This window comes from Pseudorhodobacter sp. MZDSW-24AT (assembly GCF_002794355.1).
In the GTDB taxonomy this organism is placed as follows: domain Bacteria; phylum Pseudomonadota; class Alphaproteobacteria; order Rhodobacterales; family Rhodobacteraceae; genus Pseudotabrizicola.
In genome coordinates, this window is sequence record NZ_PGOI01000009.1 from 308,737 (window position 1) to 327,097 (window position 18,361).

General features: G+C 67.3%; 8 protein-coding genes. 7 read left to right on the top strand and 1 reads right to left on the bottom strand.

Features of this window, described 5'->3' with window-relative positions:
- Positions 1 to 138 precede the first annotated feature (138 nt).
- The gene (pnp, locus tag CUR21_RS14715; RefSeq protein ID WP_100197811.1) at positions 139 to 2,280 is read right to left on the bottom strand and encodes a polyribonucleotide nucleotidyltransferase; all 2,142 of its coding nucleotides are present in this window, start codon (positions 2,278 to 2,280) and stop codon (positions 139 to 141) included.
- A 393-nt stretch (positions 2,281 to 2,673) separates the two neighbouring features.
- On the opposite strand from pnp, the gene CUR21_RS14720 reads away from it, so the two are divergent.
- The 7 genes from CUR21_RS14720 (at position 2,674) to CUR21_RS14750 (ending at position 18,315) form a co-directional block, all read left to right on the top strand.
- A complete protein-coding gene (locus CUR21_RS14720; protein WP_100197812.1) occupies positions 2,674 to 4,080 on the top strand; it encodes a hypothetical protein in 1,407 nt (468 codons plus the stop codon).
- Positions 4,077 to 5,363 carry a glycosyltransferase family 4 protein gene (locus CUR21_RS14725; protein WP_232622814.1) on the top strand — a complete coding sequence of 429 codons (1,287 nt, stop codon included), beginning with the start codon at positions 4,077 to 4,079 and terminating at the stop codon, positions 5,361 to 5,363. The genes CUR21_RS14720 and CUR21_RS14725 overlap by 4 nt, the downstream gene beginning before the upstream one ends.
- Positions 5,364 to 5,439: 76 nt before the next feature.
- A complete protein-coding gene (locus CUR21_RS14730) occupies positions 5,440 to 11,865 on the top strand; it encodes a type I polyketide synthase (protein WP_100197814.1) in 6,426 nt (2,141 codons plus the stop codon).
- A gap of 2 nt (positions 11,866 to 11,867) precedes the next feature.
- Complete coding sequence (locus CUR21_RS14735; protein WP_100197815.1) at positions 11,868 to 12,872, top strand: glycosyltransferase; 1,005 nt, start codon at positions 11,868 to 11,870, stop codon at positions 12,870 to 12,872.
- Positions 12,872 to 17,380, top strand: a complete 4,509-nt coding sequence (locus CUR21_RS14740) for a MupA/Atu3671 family FMN-dependent luciferase-like monooxygenase (RefSeq protein WP_100197816.1) — start codon at positions 12,872 to 12,874, stop codon at positions 17,378 to 17,380. The genes CUR21_RS14735 and CUR21_RS14740 overlap by 1 nt, the downstream gene beginning before the upstream one ends.
- Entirely contained in the window at positions 17,373 to 18,002 is a 630-nt protein-coding gene (locus CUR21_RS14745; protein WP_157792035.1) for a 4'-phosphopantetheinyl transferase, read from the top strand. The genes CUR21_RS14740 and CUR21_RS14745 overlap by 8 nt, the downstream gene beginning before the upstream one ends.
- A gap of 103 nt (positions 18,003 to 18,105) precedes the next feature.
- Positions 18,106 to 18,315 carry a hypothetical protein gene (locus CUR21_RS14750; protein WP_100197818.1) on the top strand — a complete coding sequence of 70 codons (210 nt, stop codon included), beginning with the start codon at positions 18,106 to 18,108 and terminating at the stop codon, positions 18,313 to 18,315.
- Positions 18,316 to 18,361: the final 46 nt, after the last annotated feature.

The window sequence follows — 18,361 nt, forward strand, 5'->3', positions numbered from 1 at the left end:
TGTGCCACAGATACGTCTCAAGAAAACCCAAAGCGGCCCAACTCACGCGCATGTGTAGACATGTGTGTGGCTCCCCTGCTCAAAAAGCAGGAAAGCCCCGGCAGATGCCGGGGCTTTCCTAGGGTCGTGCCGAAAGAATTAGGCCTCGGAGGACTCTTCTTTTTTCTCGACGATCTCTTCGCCGGTTTCCTGATCAACCATCTTCATGCCAAGGCGCACCTTGCCGCGATCGTCAAAGCCCAAGAGCTTGACCTTGACCTCTTGACCTTCCTTCAGGATTTCATTCGGGTGGTTCAACCGCTTGTTGGCGATCTGGCTGACGTGCACCAGACCATCGCGCTTGCCGAAGAAGTTCACGAAGGCGCCGAAATCGACCAGCTTCACCACCTTGCCGGTGTAGATGCGGCCTTCTTCCGGCTCTGCCACGATCGAATAGATCATGTCATAGGCGCGCTTGATGGCGGCGGCATCGCTCGACGCGATCTTGATGATCCCGTCGTCGTTGATGTCGACCTTGGCGCCGCTCGTTTCCACGATCTCGCGGATGACCTTACCGCCCGAGCCGATCACTTCCCGGATCTTGTCGGTCGGGATCTGCATGGTCTCGATCTTCGGTGCATACTGGCTGAAGGCCTGTGCGCTGGTCAGCGCCTTGGCCATCTCGTCCAGAATGTGCAGACGCCCATCCTTGGCCTGCGCAAGCGCCTGCTCCATGATCTCCGGGGTGATCCCGGCAATCTTGATGTCCATCTGCAGGCTGGTGATGCCATTCGCGGTGCCAGCCACCTTGAAGTCCATGTCGCCAAGGTGATCTTCGTCGCCCAGAATGTCGGTCAGCACGGCATAGCGGCCATCGTCTTCCAAGATCAGACCCATCGCCACGCCAGCCACTGGGGCTTTCAGCGGCACGCCAGCATCCATCATCGACAGCGAACCACCGCAGACCGATGCCATCGAGGACGAGCCGTTGGACTCGGTGATCTCGGACACCACGCGGATGGTGTAGGGGAAATCGGTCGGTGCGGGCAGAACGGCCTGAAGCGCGCGCCATGCCAGCTTGCCATGGCCGATCTCGCGGCGTCCGGGCGGGCCGAAACGGCCGACTTCACCCACCGAGTAGGGCGGGAAGTTGTAGTGCAGCAGGAAGTTCGAGCGGCTGTTCCCGTGCAGCGCGTCGATGATCTGCTCATCTTCGCCGGTGCCCAAGGTGGTGATGACCAGACCTTGCGTCTCGCCACGGGTGAACAGGGCCGAGCCGTGGGTGCGTGGCAGGATGCCGGTTTCCGAAACGATCGGGCGCACGGTCTTGGTGTCGCGACCGTCGATGCGGGCGCCGCCGTTGATGATGTCGCCGCGCAGGATCGAGGATTCCAGCTTCTTGATCGACGCGCCGAGGTTGACGTCGGCCAGTTCTTCTTCGCCCAGCGAGTCCTTGATTGCCTGCACCGCCGCTTCGATGGCGTTGCTACGCTCTTGCTTGTCCTTGATCGCGAAGGCGGCGCGCATCTGTGCTTCGCCTGCGGCTTTCACCTTGGCATAGAGCGCCGAGTAATCTGCCGGCTGGAAATCGAAGGGTTCTTTGGCGGCTTCTTCGGCGAAGTCGATGATCAGGTCGATCACCGGCTGCATCGCGTCGTGGCCAAACTTGACCGCGCCCAGCATCTCGGCTTCGGTCAGCTCATAGGCTTCGGATTCCACCATCATCACGGCGTTCTTGGTGCCGGCGATGACCAGATCGAGGCGCTGATCCGGGTTGGCGCGCAGGTTCTGCATGTCTTCGACATCGGGGTTCAGGATGTATTCCCCGTTCGAGAAGCCCACACGCGCGGCGCCGATCGGACCCATGAACGGCACGCCGGACACGGTCAGCGCGGCGGAGGCGGCGATCATGGCGAGCACGTCGGGTTCGTTGACCAGATCATGGCTGAGGACGGTCACGATCACGAGCACTTCGTGGTTGAAGCCGTCGACGAACAGCGGGCGGATCGGGCGGTCGATCAGACGCGAGGTCAGCGTTTCCTTTTCCGAAGGACGGGCTTCGCGTTTGAAAAAGCCGCCCGGGATCTTGCCGGCGGCGTAATAGCGTTCCTGATAGTGGACGGTCAGCGGGAAGAAGTCTTGGCCCGGCTTGGCCTTCTTGGCGAAGGTGACGTTGGCCATCACCGAGGTGTCGCCCATGGTGGCGATCACAGAGCCATCGGCCTGGCGGGCAACCTTGCCGGATTCCAGTGTGAGGGTTTCGTTGCCCCACTGGATGGATTTACGAGTCACGTTGAACATCTATCGTTCCCTATATGGAAGCACGCACGGCCCCTGCCGTGGCTTCCCTTTGCATGGCGGCCCCATTGCCGCCGCCCCCCAATCCTTTGCATGCGGCCGGGGGCGGGCCTCACGTCACAGATGGCGGGGCCATACAGGAAAATGGGGGCTTTGGGAAGCGGGCTGTTGGGGAGAGGCGATGTCTCGCTGTGTTACACCAAGGCCAGACCAATGATTTCAAGGCCTTGATCTTGCGAATTCACCATGTGTTAACCTTTGCCCGCCGGCGTTGCCCCCCGCCATGCCTTGGGTCTGCCGCATTCCCGGCCCGGTGCTGCCCTGTTGCGGCGGCAAGACAAGGGCTTCATTCCATGGTATCGGCACTTCAGCCCGGAAGGGGACTGCCCAAGAGAAATGCCCGTCGGAAACGCCTTTGCCTATGTGATGCTGGCCTTGTGGCCGGTGGTTTCGTGGATCTTCTTCACGAAGCTGCCCCCGGCACGCGCGCTCATCTGGACCATTCTGGGCGCTTATCTGCTGCTGCCTCCGGTGGTGGCGCTGGACTTCCCCTTGGTGCCGGACATTGACAAATATGCGGTGGCCAATCTTGCGGCGCTGGCGGCGGTGCTGTTCTTGTTGCGCGCGCGCTTTGGCCTGTGGCCCGGGTCGCTCTTGGGGCGTGGCCTGATCGTGCTCTATGTGGCGAGCCCCTTTGCCACCGTGGTGACAAATCCCGATCCGATCTGGTTTCCCCAGCGCGTGCTGCCTGCGCTGCGGCTGTATGACAGTCTGGCCGTGGTGGGAAACCAGTTCATCGCGCTGATCCCTTTCTTTCTGGCGCGCCGCTTTCTGAGCGGAGAGGAGGCGATGCGCGCGATGATCGTGGCGCTGATGGTGGCAGGGCTGATCTATTCCTTGCCGATGCTGCTGGAGGCGCGGATTTCGCCGCAGTTGAACCTGTGGATCTATGGCTTTTTCCAGCATGATTTCAGTCAGGCGATCCGCTTTGGCGGGTTCAGACCCTTTGTCTTCATGCCGCATGGGCTGTGGGTCGCGTTCTTTGGGATGATGTGCTTCCTTGCCGCCGTGACCTTGCTGCGCGTGGGACCTGCGGCGGCGCGCCCGCGCTTTTTCATGGTGGCGCTGTATCTGATGGTCGTGCTGCTGTTTTGCCGCAGCGCCGGGCCTTTGGTTTATGCGCTGGCCTTGGCACCGACCATTCTGCTGTTGCCGCGCCGGGTGCAGGTTCTGATGGCCGGGGCGATGGTGATGTTGGTGATCACCTATCCGCTGCTGCGCGGCCTGCATCTGGTGCCGGTGGAGGATCTGATGAACCTTGCGCTGAGCCTGAACGCCGAACGCGGCGCCTCGCTGCAATTCCGCATCCTGAACGAGGAATTGCTGTTGGACCGCGCCGCCGAGCGGCCATGGTTTGGCTGGGGCCTGTATGGGCGCGGGTTGATGCATGACCCGATGACCGGACAGATCAATGTGATCGCCGATGGCGGCTGGATCATCACCTTGGGCACCTTCGGCTGGGCCGGATATATTGCGGAATTCGGCCTGCTTGCGCTGCCCGTGGTGCTGATGGCGCGCGAGGCGATCCGCCAGCCTTCGGCGGCGCTGTCGCCGTTTGTCTGTGCGATCACACTTATTCTGGCGGTCAACCTGGTGGATCTGCTGCCCAATGACACGCTGATCCCATTCACATGGCTGATGGCGGGGGCGGTGCTGGGCCATGCCGAGGCGCTGCGCGCGACGTGGAAGGCCGCACATCCGCGCAAGGCGGCGCAACTGGCGCCGGGGAGGACAGTGCTGTGACCCGACGGTTGCGTGTTTTGCTGGTGGCCGAGGCCGCGAACCCGGAATGGGTGTCGGTGCCCTTGGTGGGTTGGTCGCTGGCGCGGGCGCTGGCAGAGGTGGCGGATGTGCATCTGGTGACACAGGTGCGCAACCGCGATGCGTTTCTGCGCGCCGGACTGGTGGAAGGCGAGGCCTTCACCGCCATTGATTCCGAAGCGCTGGCGCGACCTCTGTGGAAGCTGGGCAGCTTTCTGGCGGGGGGGCGCGGCGGCTGGACCATTCAGCAGGCCGCGCAGACGATCAGCTATCCGTATTTCGAGCATCTGGTGTGGCGGCGCTTTGGCGCCGAGATCCGCGCGGGGCGTTTTGACGTGGTGCACCGGATCACCCCGCTTTCGCCCGTCCAGCAAAGCCCGATTGCCGCAAAATGCCGGGCCGCCGGGGTGCCTTTCGTGCTGGGGCCGATCAACGGCGGCGTGCCGTGGCCCAAGGGGTTTGAGGCCGAGATGAAGCGCGAGCGCGAGTGGCTGTCCAAGGTGCGGGGTTTGTATCGGGCCTTGCCGGGGCGGCAGTCCACCTTGCGCGCCGATGCCATTCTGGCCGGATCGCGCCAGACCCAGCGCGAGATTCCGGCGCGGCATCAGGAGCGGGTGATCTATCTGCCCGAAAACGCGATTGACCCCGCGCGGTTCAACGCGCGGGCGGTGCATGGCGGCCCCGGGCCGATGCGGGCCTGTTTCATTGGGCGGCTGGTGCCGTTGAAGGGCGTGGACATGCTGCTGGAGGCGGCGGCGCCCTTGCTGCGCGACGGGCGGCTGGTGCTGGAGATCGTGGGCGACGGCGATCAGAAGGCCGCTTTGCAGGCGCAGGCGGCGGCCTTTGGCGCGGGGGTCGTGTTCCATGGCTGGAAGGCCCATGCCGAGGTGCAGGACATTGCCGCGCGCTGCCAGGTGCTGGCCTTTCCGTCGATCCGCGAATTCGGCGGCGGCGTGGTGCTGGAGGCGATGGCGCTGGGCCTTGCGCCGATTGTTGTGGATTACGCAGGTCCGGCCGAGCTGGTGACCGAGGCGACCGGATGGAAGGTGCCGATCACGGGCCGCGCGGGCGTGGTGGCCGGGTTGGCCGCGCGTCTGGCATGGTGCGTGGACCATCCCGAGGCGGTGGCGGCCAAGGGCGCGGCCGCGCGCGCCCGGGTGGAGGCTGCGTTCACATGGGCGCGCAAGGCCGAACAGGTGCTGTCGGTTTACCGTTGGGTCCTGCAACGCAGCGGTCCCAAGCCCGCGCCTTTCGGACCGGGCTGAGGGAGGGTGGCTCCTTATTTTGGCCAAGTTTGCTATATAGCCGGAACGGCGTTTATGCCTGCCGAGTGGATGTCTGATGCGTGATTCCCTGCCGCCCGTTGAGCTTTCGGAAACCGATATTGCGATTGTTGGCATGGCGGCGCATCTGCCGGGGGCCGGTGATCTTGACAGCTATTGGGCCAATCTGCGCGGTGGCATTGAATCGATCCGGGTGCTGGAGGCCGAGGCCTTGCTGGCGGCAGGGGAATCTCCGGCGCGGATGGCGCGGGGGAATTATGTGCCAGCGGCGGCCGTGCTGGACGGGTTCGAGCACTTCGATGCCGAGTTTTTCGGGTTCTCGCCGAAAGAGGCGGCCATTCTGGACCCGCAGCACCGGCAGTTTCTGGAAGTGGCTTGGGAAGCGCTGGAAAATGCAGGCCACCCGCCCGAACGCTTTGGCGGCCCGATCGGGGTTTGGGCGGGCTGCGGGATGGGGTCGTATTTCTACTTCAACCTGTGCTCGCACCGGGATCTGGTGGATCAGACGGGGATGTTCCTGCTGCGCCATACCGGGAATGACAAGGATTTTCTGGCCACGCGGGTCAGCCATGTGCTGGACCTGAAGGGGCCCAGCATCAACGTGCAGACGGCGTGCTCGACATCGCTGGTCGCGGTGCATTACGCGGCGCAGGCGCTGTTGAACGGCGAATGTGACATGGCCTTGGCGGGCGGGGTGACGATCGAGTTGCCGCATGCGCGCGGGTATCTGTATACCGAAGGCGAGATCCTGTCGCCCGACGGGCATTGCCATGCCTTTGACCATCGTGCGCAAGGCACGGTGTTCGGCTCGGGCGCGGGCTGTGTGGTGCTGCGCCGGGCGGTGGATGCGCTGCGCGACGGCGACCATATCTGGGCCATCCTCAAGGGCTCGGCGGTGAACAATGACGGCGCGGCCAAGGCGGGCTATCTGGCGCCATCGGTCGATGGTCAGGCGCGCTGTGTGGCCGAAGCGCAGGCGGTTGCCGGGGTCAGCGCGGAGTCGGTCAGCTATGTCGAGTGCCATGGCACGGGAACCTATCTGGGCGATCCGATCGAAGTGGCGGCGCTGACGGCGGCGTTCCGGGAAACCACCGATGCGGTGGGGTCGTGCCGCATCGGCAGCGTGAAAACCAACATCGGCCATCTCGACACCGCCGCCGGGGTGGCGAGCCTGATCAAGGTGGCGCTGGCGCTGCACCACCGGGAATTGCCGCCGTCCTTGGGCTATGAGGCGCCCAATCCGGCGATCGACTTCGAGACCTCGCCCTTCCGGGTGAATGACCGGCTCACCCCCTGGACCGCCGCGCCGCGCCGCGCCGGGGTGAACAGTCTGGGCGTGGGGGGCACCAATGCGCATGCGGTGCTGGAAGAGGCGCCGCCGCGCGCAGCCCCGGCGCCCAGTGACTGGCCTTTCCAGCCGCTGGTGCTTTCGGCCCGCTCCAAGGCCGCGCTGGATGCCGCCAGCACGCGCCTTGCCCAACACCTGCGCGCGCGGCCTGACCAGCCCTTGGCCGATGTCGCCTACACCTTGAAAGAGGGCCGCCGCGCCTTTGACAAACGCCGCGTGCTGGTCGCCGAAAGCCACGCCGAGGCCGCCGAGATCCTCGACTCCGCCGATCCCCGCCGGGTCTTCACCCATGACCATCTGGGCGACAGCCCCCCGGTCATCTTCATGTTCCCCGGCGGCGGCGCGCAATACGCAGGCATGGCGCGCGACCTCTATGAAACCGAACCGGTCTTCGCCGATTGGATGGACCGCGGCCTCGCCGTGCTGGAACCCAAGCTCGACTACAGCATCCGCGCCCTCTGGCTCCCCGAACCGGGCCAAGAGGCCGCCGCCGACGCCGCGCTGAAACGCCCTTCGGTGCAGCTGCCGCTGATCATGATCACCGAATTCGCGTTGGCCAAACTCTTCGAATCCTGGGGTGTTACCCCCAGCGCGCTCGTCGGCCATTCCATGGGCGAAAACACCGCCGCCGCCCTTGCCGGTGTGCTCAGCTTCGAAGACTGCATCGGCCTCGTCCATCTGCGCGGCACCTTGTTCGACACCATCGCCCCGGGGGGCATGCTCTCGGTGCCGCTCTCCGAAGAACGCCTGCGCAGCACCCTCGCGCGGCTTGGCTTTTATCTTGGCTCAAATATCCCGGGGGTCCGGGGGCTGGCCCCCGGTCCGACAGAGCCGCTGGACATTGCCTCGGTGAACGCGCCCGAGCTTTGCGTCGTCTCCGGCCCGGAGGCCGCCCTGTCCAGCCTTGCCGAACAGCTCGCCGCCGAAGGCATCGACACCCAGCGCATCGCCATCGACATCGCCGCCCATTCCGCGATGCTGGAACCGATCCTGCAGCGCTTTGGCGATTACCTGCGCGCGATCGCGCTGCATCCGCCACGCCTGCCCATCTTTTCCAACCGCAGCGGCGCCGAACTCACCGCGGCCGAGGCCACCGATCCCGATTATTGGGTGCACCATCTGCGCGGCACGGTGAATTTCCGCGCCTGCATGGAGAGCTTGAGCGCCACGCCGGCGCAGGTCTATCTGGAAATGGGGCCGGGCCGCGCGCTGTCGTCGCTGGCGCAGGCCAATGGTGTGGCCTCGGGTCAGGTGATCCCGGCCTTGCGCCATCCCGATCAGCGCATCGCCGATGATGCTTGGCATATGGTCACGCTGGCGCGGCTTTGGGCCTGCGGCGTTGCCATCGACTGGGAGCCGATCTGGGGCGGTGCCGCGCGCTGCCGGGTGCCGCTGCCGGGCTATGCCTTTCAGCGCAAGCCTTATTTCATCGCCCCCGCCGAGGCGCAGGCCCCGGAGGCCGAGGCCTTGCCTGTGCGGCGTGCCGATCTGGCGGATTGGGGCTGGCGCCCGCAGTGGCGGCCGGTGGCGGCGGGTGTTGACCCTGATGATCTGGCCGAACGCCCGACGGAAACATGGCTGATCTTTCTGGATGAGACCGGGATATGTGCCGCGCTGGCGGACCGCCTGTCGCGGGCCGGGCACCGGGTGGTGCGGGTGCGGGCGGGCGATGCCTTTGCGCGCGAGGCTTCGGGCGGGTATCGGCTGTCGCCCGAGCGCGGGCGCGAAGGCTATGATGCCCTGATCCGCGATCTGGTGGCGCGGGGGCTGGTGCCAAGCCGGATCGTGCTGGGCTGGCTGCTCACGGGCAAAGAGACCTTCCGTCCCGGGTCGAGCTTTCTGCACCGCAACATCGAGCAGGGCTTTTATGCGCTTTTGTTTCTGGGGCAGGCCTTGGCCGAAGAAAACCTGCCGCGCCCGATCCGCATCACGGTGCTGACCAGCGGCGCGGCGCAGGTGAAGGGCGAGCCTTTGCCCTATCCGGAAAAGGCCATGGTGCTGGGCCCGGCTCGGGTGATCCCGCGCGAGGTGCCGGGCGTCGAGGTGGGCCTGCTGGATCTGGGGCCCGGCGCCTCGGATGAGGTGGTCTTGGAAGAGGTGCTGGCCGACGCCCCGTCGCTGGCGGCTTGGCGCAAGGGGCGGCGCTATGAGTCCGGGGTGAAGGCGGTGGCCTTGCCTGCGGCCCAGCTGGACCTGCCGCAGGGCGCGCATGTGCTCATCACCGGGGGCTTTGGCGGCATCGGTCTGACGGTGGCCGAAGATCTGATCCGCCGTTTTGCGGTGAAGATCACGCTGATCGCGCGGCGTGCCTTGCCCGAGCGCGCGGCTTGGGCGGCGCTTTTGGCGAAGGCGGGGCCGGACGATCCGCTGGCCCGGCGACTTCTGGCCTTGCAGCGGCTGGAAGCCTTGGGGGGCGAGGTGCATGTGGCACGCGCCGATGTGGCCAATCTGGAAGAGATGCAGGCGGCGCGCGCGGCGGGCGAGGCGCAGTTTGGCCCGGTTCACGCCGTGATCCATGCGGCGGGCGTGGTGGATGACGGGCCTTTGCTGATGAAAACCCCGGCCGAGGTCGAAGAGGTTTTTGCCCCCAAGCTGCATGGCACGCAGGTGCTTGAGCGGCTGTTCCCCGATGGCACGATCGCGCTTTTGGTGCTGTTCGCGTCAACCTCGACGGTGACGGGGCCTGCCGGGCAGATCGATTATGTGGCGGCGAATGAATATCTGAACGCCTATGCCAAGCACCGTTCGGGCGGAAAGACCCGCGTGGTGGCGCTGAACTGGGGGATCTGGCAAGGCGTGGGCATGGCCGCCGAGGCCTTGGCCGACCGCACAGGGCGGGTGGAAAGCCCGCGTCTGCCGCTGGAGGCGCCGATGCTCGACGAGGCCGGGTTTGACCGCGACGGCCACCGGGTTTTCCATGCGCGCTATGGGCTGGACCGCTGGGTTGTGGATCAGCACCGCACCAAGGCGGGTCTCGCCCTGCTCCCCGGCACGGGCTATCTTGAGGTGATGGCCGAGGCTTGGGCCGCGCAGGGCGAAGGCGATGCTTTTGAAATCCGGGATCTGACCTTTTTCCGCGCGCTGGAGATCGAGGCGCCGCGGGCGGTGCGGGCGCGGCTTACGCGCAGTGACGAAGGCTATGGGTTCCAGTTGCAGTCGCAGGCGGTGGTGTCGGGGCGCAGCGGTTGGCTGCTTCATGCCTCGGCCCGTTTGCTGCCGCTCGAGACGGCTGGCCCGCGGCTGGATGTGGCGGGCATCGCCGCGCGGCTGCCTGTGCCCGAGGTGGGGGAGGGGCTTTTCAGCCCGCAGGAGGCGCATCTGGCCTTTGGGCCGCGGTGGCGGGTGCTCACGTCCCGCGCGCTGGGGGCGGGCGAAGGGCTGGCGCATCTGGCGCTGCCTGCGGCGTTCCGGGCCGAGCCTGATCAGGGCTGGCGGCTGCATCCGGCGCTTCTGGACCTTGCCACCGGTTGGGCGATGGGCTTGATCGACGGCTATACGCCCGAGGCGTTGTGGGTGCCGGTGTCTTATGCGCGGGTGCGGGTGTTCCGCCCGCTGCCCGCCCGGATCGTCAGCCATATGCGCAATGCCGGGGCCAATGCGGCCGCGCGCGGCACCGCCAGTTTCGACGTGACGCTGGCCACGCCCGAGGGCGAGGTCTGTGTCGAGGTGGAGGGCTTCACGATTCACCGGCTGGAGGGTGGGCTGCGCTTGCAAGCGCCCGATCCGCGCAGTCTCGAGGCGGATGCGGTGCAGCTGCGCGCGGCCTCGCCCGCCGAGGAGCGTTTGCTGCACGCGTTTTCGCAAGGCATCCGCCCCGAGGAAGGGGCCGAGGCCTTTGGCCGGGCGGTGGCCTTGGGACACAGCCAGATCTTCGTCTCGTCGCTGGATCTGCCCGCCTTGATCCGGGCGACGGCGGTGGAAGAGGCGGCGCGCAGCGACGGCCCGAGCTTTGAGCGGCCCGATCTTGACAGCGATTATGTGGCGCCGCGCACGGATATCGAGCGCACGCTGGTGGGGTTCTGGCAAGAGCTGCTCGGGGTGGCCCGTGTGGGGGTGGAGGACAGTTTCTTCGATCTGGGTGGCCACAGCCTGATTGCGGTGCGGCTGTTTGCGATGGTGAAAAAGGCCTATCGGGTGGATTTCCCGATCTCGGTGCTGTTCGAGGCGCCGACGATCGCCGCCTGTGCCGCGTTGATCGAGGCGCAGATCGGGCCGCAAGAGCGCGCGTCGGGGGAGGCACCCGCTGTGGCCTCTGGTGCAGGGGCGGCGGTGGCGCCGCGGCGGTTCACCCATCTGGTGCCGATGCACAAGGGCGAGGGCGGGGCCAAGGCGCCGTTCTTCCTCGTGGCGGGGATGTTTGGCAATGTGCTGAACCTGCGGCATCTGGCGCAGCTGCTGGGCGGGGACCGGCCGTTTTACGGGTTGCAGGCGCGGGGGCTGTATGGCGACGCGCGGCCGCATGGCGATTTCGTGAGTGCGGCGCGCGACTACATCGCCGAAATGCGTCAGGTGCAGCCCGAGGGGCCCTATCTTTTGGGCGGGTTCTCGGGGGGTGGCCTGATTGCTTGGGAAATCGCGCGGCAACTGGAGGCCGAAGGCGAGGCGGTGCCGCTGGTGGTGCTTTTGGACACGCCGGTGCCGATGCGGCCACAGCTGTCGAAGCTGGACAAGCTGATGATCCGCGCGGCCGAATTGCGGGCCGAGGGGCCGGGGTTCTTCCGGCGCTGGTGGCGCGAAAAGCAGGCGTGGAAACAGGCGCAAGCGGCGGGCGGCGCAGATGGCGGCGCGGATGAGGGCGCGTTCCACAATGCGGCCATCGAGGCCGCCTTCCGCGCGGCCTTGCCCCTGTATCAGATGACGCCGCGCCAAGGGACGACGGTGCTGTTCCGTCCGGCGCTGGACAGGCGCTGGCAGGTGACGGGGGGGCGCTGGGTCAGTGCGGCGCGCGAATTCGTGCTGCATGACAATGACCTTGGCCCCTTTGCCCCGGCGCTGGAGGTGATCGAGGTGCCGGGGGACCATGACAGCATGGTGCTGGAGCCCAATGTCCGGGTGCTGTCGGCGCGGATGCGGGCGGTGATTGCCGCCGCCGAGGCCCCGGAGCCTACGTCTTGGCTTGCGGCGGCGGCGGAATAGCCATGGCGCGGGTGCTGACGGTGATCCTGAACTGGCGGACGGCGCAGATGACCCTGCGCGCGGCCGAAGCCGCTTTGCTGGCCATGCGCGGCATCGAGGGCGCGGTGGTGATCGTGGACAATGACTCGGGCGATGGCAGTTTCGAGGAGATGTCGGAGCAAGCGCGCGCGCGCGGATGGGACAGCGGGCCGCATCAGCTGCGGGTGCTGCAATCGGGGCGCAATGGTGGCTTTGGCGCGGGCAACAACTTTGGCATCCGCGCCGGGCTGCCGGATGGCAGCGCGCCCGATTACGTCTATCTGCTGAATTCAGACGCTTTCCCCGCGCCGGATGCGATTGCGGCGCTGCTTGCGCATCTGGAGGCGCATCCCGCCACTGGCTTTGCGGGGAGCCATATTCACGGTGAGGATGGGGCGCCGCATCACACCGCCTTTCGCTTTCCCAGCATTGCCGGAGAGTTTGAGCAGGCCGCGCGCTTTGGCCCGATTTCGCGCTTGCTGCGGCGGGCGATTGTGGCGCCGCCTTTGCCACAGGCGACGGGCCGGGTGGATTGGCTGGCCGGGGCCAGTCTGATGATGCGCGCCCGCGTGCTGGACCAGATCGGCCTGTTTGACGAGACGTTCTTTTTGTATTTCGAGGAAACCGAATTGTGCCTGCGGGCGGCGCGCGCGGGCTGGCCCACCGATTACGTGGTGGAAAGCCGCGTGGCGCATATCGGATCGGTTTCGACCGGGATGAAGGGCTGGCAGCGGGTGCCGCGCTTCTGGCTGGATTCGCGGCTGTATTACTATGCCAAGTGCCATGGCCGTGCCTATGCACTGGGGGCGACGGTGGCCCATGTGGCAGGGGGGCTGATCTGGCGGGCGCGGGCGTTGATCCAGCGCAAGGCCTTTATCGATCCGGCGCATTACCTTGGCGATATGTCGGCCCATGCGGCGGCTTGGGCGCTGCGCGGGTTTCGACCCGTGGCAAAGAAAGAAACCGCTGCGGCGGTGAGGAGCGTGTGATGGCGTTGAGCGCAATTCTGATCGGCAATGAAAGCCTGACACGGGCCTGCGGCGCGGCTTGGCTTGCGCGCGGACATCGGCTGGTGGCGGTGGTCACGCGGGAGGCATCGGTGCGCGATTGGGCGCTGGGCGCGGGGCTGCGGGTCGAGGCGCCCGGCGCGGGGCTGGAGCAGCGACTGGCCGGGCTGACCTGCGACTGGCTGCTTTCGGTGGCCAATCTGTCGCTGGTGCCTGCGGCGGTGCGGGCCTTTGCCGCGCGCGGGGCGGTGAATTTTCACGACGGGCCCTTGCCGCGCCATGCCGGGCTGAATGCGCCGGTCTGGGCGCTTTTGGCCGGAGAGCGCCAGCACGGGATCACATGGCATCTGATGACGGATGGTGTGGACACGGGCGACATTCTGGAGCAGCGGCTGTTTGACGTGGCGCCGGGCGAGACGGCGCTTTCGCTCAACACCCGGTGCTTTGAGGCCGGGCTGGAAAGCTTTCCGGCGCTGATGGATCAGATGGAGCGCGGGTTGCGCCCGGTGCCGCAGGATTTTGCCGGGCGCGTGGTGCATGCGCGGGCAGATCGGCCCGCGGCTTTTGGACGGCTGGATTTCACGGCTTCGGCCGAGGCGGTGGCGCGGATGGTCCGCGCGCTGGACCATGGGCGCTATTGGAACCCGCTGACCACGGCCAAGATCGCCGGATCTTTTGGCGTGCTGAACGTGGGGGCCGCCGAGGTGGCAGAGGGCACGGGCCTGCCGGGAGCGGTGCTGTCTTCGGGGCCTGAGGGGGTTGTGGTGGGCTGTGGCACGGGGGCGGTGCGGTTGCACCGTCTGACCTGTCAGACGCTGGGGCTGCCGGTGTCGCCCGAGCGGGTGCGGGATGTGGCCTTGCTGGAGGATGGCGCGGCGCTGACGGCGGCGCTGGCGGCGCTGGTCCCGCATGAGGCCGCGGTGCGCAAGCGGCTTGCGGCGCTGGCGCCGTTGCCCGTGGCGGGCACAGGTGAGGGCGCGGGCTGGCTTCGGGTGCCGGTCGAGGCCGGGGCCGAGCGGCTGGCGGTGGCCTTGGCGCAGGTCGCGGGGCAGGGCAGCGGGGATCTGGCGCTGTCGGTGGCGCCGGGGCTGGAGGGGTATTCCAGCGGCTGGGTGCCGGCGCGGGTGGAGGTGGGTGGCACCGTGGCGGCGGCGGTCGCGGCGCTCCGGGCCGAAGGGGCCCCGGGCTTTGCGCTGGATTTGCGGACGCGCGATGCCCGGCTGGCGGGGATGCAGGTGCCTCCCGTGGGCCTGTCGCGCCATGGCGGGCCGGTGCCGGGGACGGTTGTCACGCTGTGTGACGGGGCGCTGCTGGCGGACCGCGCCCGGATCTCGGAGGCCGAGGCGCGCGCGCTTGCGGCGCGGCTGGCCTTTGTGGCGGCGGCGGCGGGTGACGAGGTGGCGGTGTCGGATCTGCCGATGCTGACCGAGGACGAACGGCGGGCGGTGCTGGAGGCGGCGAACCAGACGCTGGCCCCGCGCACGGAGCTGTGCGTGCATCAGGCCTTTGAGGCGCAGGTCGCGCGGACGCCCGATGCGCCTGCGGTGAGTTTCGAGGCGGTGACGCTGAGTTATGCCGCGCTGAACGCGCGGGCGAACCGGGTGGCGCAGGTGCTGCGCGGCTTGGGCGTGGGGCCGGGGGTTCTGGTGGGGCTGCACATCCGGCGCAGTCTGGACATGCTGGTGGGCGCCTTGGCCATTCAAAAGGCGGGCGGGGCCTATGTGCCGATGGACCCGGCCTATCCGGCGGATCGCACCGCGCTTTATATCGAGGATTCGGGCTGTCCGGTGATCGTGACGACCCATGATCTGGCGGCGGCCTTGCCGGCGCGCGCGGTGGCCTTGTGTCTGGACACCGATGGGCGGATCGCGGCGGCGTCGGAGGCCAATGTTGAAAGCGGCGTGGGGCCGGGGGATCTGGCCTATCTGATCTATACATCGGGGTCCACCGGGCGGCCCAAGGGGGTGATGGTCGAGCACCGCAATGTGGCGAATTTCTTCACCGGGATGGATCAGCGCCTTGGCACCGCGCCGGGGGTGTGGCTGGCGGTCACCTCGCTGTCTTTCGACATTTCGGTGCTGGAGCTGTTCTGGACGCTGGCGCGCGGGTTCAAGGTGGTGATCTCGTCGGATGAGAACCGGGCGCTGGTGTCTTCGGGGCGGATCGCGAGTGCGGGGAGGATGGATTTCTCGCTGTATTACTGGGGCAATGACGATGGCGCGGGGCCCAAGAAATACGAGCTGCTGCTGGAGGGCGCCAAGTTTGCCGACAGCCATGGCTTTGTGGCGGTGTGGACGCCCGAGCGGCATTTCCATGCCTTTGGCGGGCCATACCCGAACCCTGCGGTGACGGGGGCGGCGGTGGCGGCGGTAACGCGCAACATCGGGGTGCGGGCCGGGTCTTGCGTGGTGCCCTTGCACCATCCGGCGCGGATTGCCGAGGAATGGGCGGTGATCGACAATCTGACGGGCGGGCGCGCCGGGATTGCGATTGCCAGCGGTTGGCAGCCCGATGATTTCGTGCTGCGCCCGGAAAACACGCCGCCGAAGAACAAGGCCGCGATGTTTGCCGCCGCCGATCAGGTGCGGCGGCTGTGGCGCGGCGAGGGGGTGGATTTTCCCAAGGCGGACGGGTCGATGTTCACCGTTGTCAGCCAGCCGCGCCCGGTGTCGGCAGAGCTGCCGCTGTGGGTGACGACTGCCGGCAACCCCGAGACATGGCGCGAGGCCGGCGAGCTGGGGGCCAATGTGCTGACCCATCTTCTGGGCCAGTCGATTGACGAGGTGGCGGGCAAGATCAAGCTGTATCGCGAGGCGCGGGCCAAGGCCGGGCATGACCCCGAGGCAGGGGTGGTGACCTTGATGCTGCACTCTTACGTGGGGCGCGACCGGGCACAGGTGCGGCGCGTGGCCGAAGGCCCGATGAAGGCCTATCTGGCCGCCGCTGTGGGCTTGGTCAAGCAATACGCCTGGGCCTTTCCGGCCTTCAAGAAGCCCGAAGGCGTGACCAATCCGATGGACATTGACCTGCGCAGTCTGAGCGCCGAAGAAAATGACGCCATTCTGGATTTCGCGTTTCAGCGCTATTTCGAGGACTCGGGCCTGTTTGGCACGGTCGAGGATGCGCTGGCGCGGGTCGAGCAGCTCAAACGCATCGGCGTGGGCGAGGTGGCCTGTCTGATCGATTATGGCATCGCCCCCGAGACGGTGATGGAGGGGCTTTATCCGCTGGCCGAGGTGGTGCGGCGCGCCAATGCGGGCGGCGGGGTGGAGGCGGATGATTTCTCGATCGCGGCGCAACTGATCCGGCACAAGGTGACGCATCTGCAATGCACGCCGTCGATGGCGCGGATGATCGCGATGAATGAAGAGTCGCGCACGGCCTTGGCGGGGGTGCGCATGGTGATGGTGGGCGGCGAGGCGCTGCCGGGGGCCTTGGTGCAAGACCTGCGGGCGGCCACATCGGCGCGCATCCTGAACATGTATGGGCCGACGGAAACCACGATCTGGTCTTCGGTGGAAGAGGTGGGGGTGCCAGAGGCGGTGTCGAACATCGGCACGCCGCTGGCCAATCAGCAGATGTATGTGCTGGACGCCCGTGGCGCGCCCGTGCCGGTGGGCACCCCCGGCGAGCTGTGGATTGGCGGCGACGGTGTGACGCGCGGCTATTGGCAGCGACCGGATCTAACCGCCGAGCGCTTCCGTCCCGACCCGTTCGTGACGCCGGATCGCGCCTGCCCTTGGGGCGCGCGGATCTATGGCACCGGCGATCTGGTGCGGCGGCGCGCCGATGGCAAGATCGATTTTCTGGGCCGCGCCGATCATCAGGTGAAGCTGCGCGGCTATCGGATCGAGCTGGGGGAGATCGAGGCCGCGCTGGAGGCGCAGCCGGGGGTGCATCAGGCGGTGGTTCTGGCGCGCGAGGACAGCCCGGGCGATGTGCGGCTGGTGGGCTATGTCACCGGGCCTGCGTCCGAGGCGGCGTTGCGCGCGGCGCTGGCAGAGCGGCTGCCCGAGCATATGGTGCCCGCGCAGATCGTGAGGCTGGAGGCCTTTCCGCTGACTCCCAACCGCAAGGTGGACCGCAAGGCGCTGCCTGCGCCCGGCGCGCGGGCGACCGAGGCGGTGTTCGTGGCCCCGACCTCCGACATCGAGGCGCAGATCGCGGCGGTCTGGGCGCGGGTGCTGGGGGTGCCCAAGGTGGGCGCCAAGGACAATTTCTTTGCGCTGGGCGGGCATTCGTTGCTGGCGGTGCAGGCGCACCGCGAAATCCGGGCGGCGCTGGGCGCGGCCAAGCTGTCGATCACCGACATTTTCCGCTTTCCCACCCTGTCGGCCTTGGCCGCGCATCTGGATGACGGGCCAAAGCCCGTGGCGGCGGCGACCGCGGCGGCAAAGTCTGCCGGGCTTGCCACGCAGGCCGAGGCGCGGGCCGATGCCATGGCGCGACGGCGCGCCATGCGGGCGGGGCGGGCAGGCGTGGATGCCTGAGGCCGCCTTGCTTGGCGCGCTGCGGGGGCTTGCACCCGAGGGGGCGGGCCTTGGCTGGGCTGATCCGCGCGCGGACCATGCCCTGATGCCGGGCGAGGCGGTGCCGGGGGCGATCCTGTCGCGGCAGCGGGAGTTTGCAGCGGGCCGCGCGGCGGCGCGCGCGGCGCTGGCGGCGTTTGGCGTTCCGGCGCAGGCGCTGCCGATGGGGGCCGACCGCGCGCCGGTCTGGCCTGCTGGTGTGGTTGGGTCCATCACGCATACGGCGGGGGCCTGTCTGGCGGTGGCCCTGCCAAGCGCGCGCTGCCGGGGGATCGGGCTGGATCTGGAAGAGGACCACCCGCTGGACCCGGATCTGTGGGAGATGGTGCTGCGCCCGGAAGAGCGGGCGGGCATGACGGGCGCGCAGGCCAAGGCGGTGTTCTGCGCCAAGGAGGCCGCCTATAAGGCGCAATACAGCGTCAGCCGCACGCTTTATGGCTTTGACGGGATGCGGGTGAACTGGCGCGGCGCCGCGTTTGACGCCGTGTTCACACAGGCGGTGCCGCCTTTTGACGCGGGCGCGCAGGTTGAGGGACAGGTGGTGCGGGTGGCGGGGCATCTGCTGGCGCTGGCCCGGCTGTGATGCCGCGCCGCAGCGACGAATTGTCGCGACAGCCGGGGGAAAAGCGCTATTCTTGTCGCAACCGTGTGCCTTGAGGAGGGCAGGCGGGCGTGGGGAGGATGGCATGAACAAGCTTATTGCCGTGGTCTGTGTGATCAGCTGGTCGGGGTTCTGGGCCTTTGGCTATCTGGCGCTTTCGGCGGATGTGCACGATCAGGCGCAGATTCTGGTGGCCAGTTTGTTGGCCGCGCTTGGATTTTTGACGGGGGTCTTTGCATATATCCGGCTGGCGCGCGAAAGGCCGGTGAATTACCGGCGGGTGATGCCGCGCTAAACAGTGCTTTGCCCTTGTTCGGGGGCGGGGTCCGACTTACCTCTGG